This is a genomic window from Streptomyces sp. NPDC001617 (genome assembly GCF_053596855.1).
This window is the reverse complement of sequence record NZ_JBSFHA010000180.1, coordinates 1-4,694: the sequence shown is the minus strand read 5'-3', so window position 1 is coordinate 4,694 and position 4,694 is coordinate 1. Positions and strand designations below refer to the sequence as shown.

Annotated in this window: 3 protein-coding genes; 1 reads left to right on the top strand and 2 read right to left on the bottom strand. The window is 69.0% G+C overall.

Translation table 11 applies throughout. The annotated features are described in order from the left end of the window. Window positions 1-184: WhiB family transcriptional regulator (locus tag ACWC09_RS52225; protein ID WP_450859331.1), on the top strand; the 184-nt coding region annotated here is incomplete at its 5' end. A 108-nt stretch (window positions 185-292) separates the two neighbouring features. Here ACWC09_RS52225 and ACWC09_RS52220 read toward each other — a convergent pair. Together ACWC09_RS52220 and ACWC09_RS52215 are read right to left on the bottom strand one after the other, a co-directional pair. Continuing rightward, window positions 293-1,714, bottom strand: coding sequence for an ATP-binding protein (locus tag ACWC09_RS52220; protein WP_450859329.1), 1,422 nt, complete (start codon window positions 1,712-1,714; stop codon window positions 293-295). 61 nt (window positions 1,715-1,775) lie between these two features. Next, window positions 1,776-4,211 (bottom strand): helicase-associated domain-containing protein, encoded by a 2,436-nt coding sequence (locus tag ACWC09_RS52215; RefSeq protein WP_450859327.1) that lies wholly within the window; start codon window positions 4,209-4,211, stop codon window positions 1,776-1,778. Between the last annotated feature and the right edge of the window lie 483 nt (window positions 4,212-4,694).

Sequence of the window (4,694 nt, the reverse complement as noted above, 5' to 3'; positions counted from 1 at the left end):
CCCCGCGTTGCTGCAGACGGTTCAGGCGAAGGCGGTGTGCGGGCGGTGTCCCGTGCGCGAGCGGTGTCTGGAGTGGGCTCCTCGGTGTGCCTGTTCAGGCGGCTGCGGAGGATACGAGATTCGAACTCGTGAGGGGTTGCCCCCAACACGCTTTCCACATGTTCGTCTGGGGGTTCGGGATTGATCAGCGGCGTTCTGACCTGCGACGGAATGCGGCTGAGGGCAGGCGGCGGACGGTGCTGAACGGCAGTGCATGCAACCAGAACTGCAACCACCAGGGCTCAGTTCCTGCTCACACTCTGCGCCAAGCGTTGAGCAGTTCCTCGGGGCCGTACACCGCCTGGAGGCCGGAACAACTGACCCCGCTGCGGGAGACGGCCACGAGCGGCACCGGCTCGTCGGTGATCGCCGCCCGGTGCTTCTGCAGCGCGGCCAGGTCGTGGCCGTCGAACGCGGAGTTCTCCAGCCACTTGACCGAGCCGAGAAAGAGCAACTGCTTGGCCACCGGCTGTCGGTCGGCGCCCACCAGGTCGATTTCGACGTCGTTGCTGCGGGTCCAGTACCCGCCGATCGCCGGGGCGGCGGGCAGGAGCCCGTCCGGCAGGAGGCGGGCGAGGGATTCCCGGACCAAGGGCTCGATCGCGCGGCCACGCCAACTCGTCCACTGCTCCTTGATCCGGCTCAGTGTGAGATCTCCCCGCATCCGCTCGATCTCCGCCATGTGCGGATCCAGAAACGCGAGCCAGAACCGCAGGTAGGGGTCGGCCACGCGGTAGCGGCGTTCCTTCGACGGCCGCAGTGAGAGTGGCAGCTCGGCGGCCACGACCCGTTTCTCGGTCAGGACGTCAGTGGCTCGGGTGAGAGTGGTGTGGGCGATGCCGCCGGCCGCGCGTGCGATGTTGGTGAAGGTTCGCTCCCCGGATCCGATGGCACGCAGGACTGCCCTGCTCATCGCCTGCGGTGGGAACTCCGCGGCCAGAGAGCGCTCGGCGGAGACCAGCAGCGCCGAGATCGGGTTGTCCAGCGAGTCGCGCAGGAACTCCCAGACGTCCGCTCCGGCCCGCCACTCGGCGCAGATCAGGGGGAGACCCCCCGTGATCAGAGCGGCGTCGAACGCGGCCGCCGGAGCCAGGCCGAGCATCTCGCCGATGTCAGGAGGGTTCAGCGGTCCCACGATCATTTCCCGGCCCCGCTGGTGGAAGGGCCGGTCGTAGCTGTTCAGCGCCTCCATCATCGACAGATCGGATCCGACCAGGAGGAGGAGTACGGGCTTGCGGCTGAGCAGCCGGTCCCATGCCCGCTGAAGCATGCCCTCGAAGGCGTCGATGCGGTCCATGAGATACGGAACCTCGTCGATGACGACGACGCTGGGGGTGTCGTCGGGGAGGATCTCCGCAAGGAGCCTGAATGCTGCGTTCCACTGATCGGGGGTCTCCTCCGCGAACAGTCTCCGATCCGGCAGAGTTGACCTGGCAACGGTGTCGAGCAGCTCCGACAGCTCGTCCTGCGCCGTGCCGCCCGCCGCGGTGAAAAAGAGGTACGGCGTCTCGGTCCGCCGGAGGAACTCCTCGACGAGGCTGGACTTGCCCACCCGCCGTCTCCCCCGGATGAGGACGCACTGCCCCGGCTTCGCCGACCCGGCGGCATCCTGAACCGCATGCAAAGCGCTGCCGAGCACGCGCAGCTCACGGTCCCGCCCGATGAAGCGACGCACTTCAACCTCCCGATGAGGATAGTATCGACAGGGATACTATCCCCGTCGATACTATCCGCTCTCACTCGGGCATGAGGCTCATCACGCTGTGGATACGGGAGAGGGTGAAAACGCGCTCGTCGTCCCGCAGGTGGCACCAGGCTTCGAGGTAGGGCGGGTCGAGCATGAGGCGGCTGAGGGTGCGCATCGTCCTGTTCCCCGAGGCGGCGACGTACTCGACGGTGATGGGTTCACCGGTATCGATGGCATGGGCGAGCTGACGGACGTCGCTGTACGGCAGGTGCTTCGCCCACCCTGAGACGATCTCCTCGGTGTCCGTGGCGAAGGCCGCTCCTCCGTCGAACGGCGCGGGTTCGGGAGGCGTCGGCGGGGCCTTCAGCAGCTGTGCCGCCAGGATGCCCGGGTCTGCGGCGGCGGCTGCCTTCGCCACGCCTGCGGCAACGATCCGGCCGTTGCCCCTGGCGCTGGTGCGGCGCGGAGCCGGCACAGGAGCGGCGGCCCGCTGAGGCCGGGATTTCTCGATCCGTACCGTGCCATCGGCAGTCTCGGCGACGGGGGCGTATCCCTCGGCCCGGAGCGCGGCGACAGTCGTGTCGAGCGGGCTGCGGCTGACAAGGACCGTCGGCGCCAGCTGCCGTAGCCCAAGCTTGGCGAGCTTACGGTGGGCGGCGAGTTCCGCCAGGAGCGCGGGCTCGTCGCCGTGGATGACGCAGGCGGCGGGGGCGGCGCGTACGCGCCCGTGGCCACGTGCGGTGTCGGTGATCAGGTACGACAGCGGCTGCGGCAGGGGCCCGGTGGCGATAGCGGCCAGGTCGGCGGCGATGGCGTCGGGGACACGGCCGGCATCCAGTGCCCGGCGGATGCTGCCGGCGCTGAACCGCCACACCGATGCCGTGCCGCCGGTCTCCCGGTCGGCGACGGAGTCCAGCAGCGAGGCCAGCCGCGCGGACGGTGCGCCGGTGACGACGGCGGTGAGGTCGGCGCCGATCCGTGCCGTCGCGGTGGCTGCTGGCAGCAGCCGCCGGCACTCGATTCCCAGCTCCTCCGTGTCGCCGACCCGCAGGTGGATGCCGAAGGCGGACAGGGCACCGCGAGCGAGTACGCCGAGGATTTCGGCCTCACGGATCACGATGGCGCACGGTGTTCCGTTCGGGGGCGATGAGTGGGAGAGCGGGCGGTGCCAGGTGATGAGGGGCCCCAGATCCGAAGTGACCGTCGTGCCCTGCCCTGCCGGAAGCTGTGCGGCTGCGTCCAACAGCCCGTGGCGGGCCTGCACACAGCCATTGCAAGGCGGTACTCCCGCGAGAGCGGGAAGCGTCTTGTTGTCCCCGTCACGCGCTTGTGTCGGGGTGAGCGGCAGGTCCCGCCATGCCTGAAGCAGTACGGCGAACTGGTCCGGGGGTTCCTGTTGCGCCCACGTGTCATACGCGTCGGTGGGCGCCACACGATCGCCGTCCTGCCCCAGGAGCCCCGCAGCGTAAGCGGTCTCGAGAGCAAGGCGCACGACGGCGTCATCGGCCTGGGCGGCCTTGCCGATCCGGGCCAGTTCACGCGCGCCGATCCCGCCGGACTTCAGCCGGGCCGGTGCGGCCGCAGAGCACGCCGAAAGGACCGAAGCGGCGTGCGAAGCGAACACGGTGGCCGCGGCTGACGCCTCGCGGTCAACCTCTGCCGGGGTGACAGACGCCAATTGCGCGGAAGGCGGTACGGGCTCGAACGGAGCGTGCCAGCCCGGCCCGCGCAGCGCGAGCGCCACCTCGGCCGGCATACGGGCCGGACCGTAGCCGTGACGGTCCTGGACCAGGAGCCCCCGGTCCAGCGCCCATCGCTCGCCAGGTTCGAGGCCGGGGCCGGGAGTGCCGAACACGATGAACCGCGGCTGCCCCGGCCCACCCTCCTCTCGGCGTTCGAGCAGCTTCCTGGCCGCCGCAGGGGCTTTCGCGACCACCGAGACAACCTGTTCCGCGTTGCTGTGGTGTTCCACCAGTGCGGCCAGTCGCTGCGGCTTGGTGCTCGGCGGCTTGACGCCCAGTGCCGCCAGCATGCCGCGCAGCTCGTCGGAGGTCGCGCCCGCGAGCAGCTGCTCCAGCGGAGAGTCCAGTCCCAAGGGCGCGTCCCACGCCTGCCGCAGCGGTCCGGCCATATGGAGCTCTCCCGCGCCGTCCGGCCAGACCAGAGCATGATCGGCCAACACTTCCAGTACGGCGTCCAGTTCGCGGGTGGTTTCCTCGTCCACCACCCCCAACAGTTCCGCTAGAGCTTCGCACGACGCGGGCGCACCCAGCGCCGACAGGGCCTCGGCCACCTGGAGGTGCGGCAGCGCGAGCCGCGGCAGGACCAGTGCCACCGATCCCGGGCGCTGAAGACGGTCCGCCAGTTCCCCCACCGAGCGCGGCTCCGGAGGGGACATGGCGTCCTTTCGTACTCCGAGCACGCGTGCCAGACGAGAGCCGTCGAGGCTGCCCAGCCATGTCGCCAGCGTTGATCGGGACTTCATGCGGTGTGCACCTCGTTGCGCCAGGGAATATCGCAGCGGGCCGGAGTCTCGGCGCCATGTTCAAGAATGGCGTGTTCCCGTGATCAGCGGGTCCTGCATGGGCCAGGTTCCTCCAGCGAGCGTTGGCGGCGTGTGGGTCGCGTCAACTGCGGACGTGACTCGGCGCGAGACGCCCGACCGGATCCCGTACCCGGACTCCCCGCGCCCCCTGGACTACCTAGCCGAACCCCAGAAGGCGATGGACGCGGGGGTACGCGACTGGGTTCGACATCAAGCCATCCATGCGGGAGCGTGCGCCTGACTGTTCGCTGAGATGTCCTGAATGTCAGCTGTAAACGCAACCAAAAATGCAACCAATCCACGCCGAAGAGCCGAGCCACTTTCGTGGCTCGGCTCTTCGTTTCGCCTGTTCAGGCGGCTGCGGAGGATACGAGATTCGAACTCGTGAGGGGTTTACCCCAACAAGCAATACAAGCGTGAGTA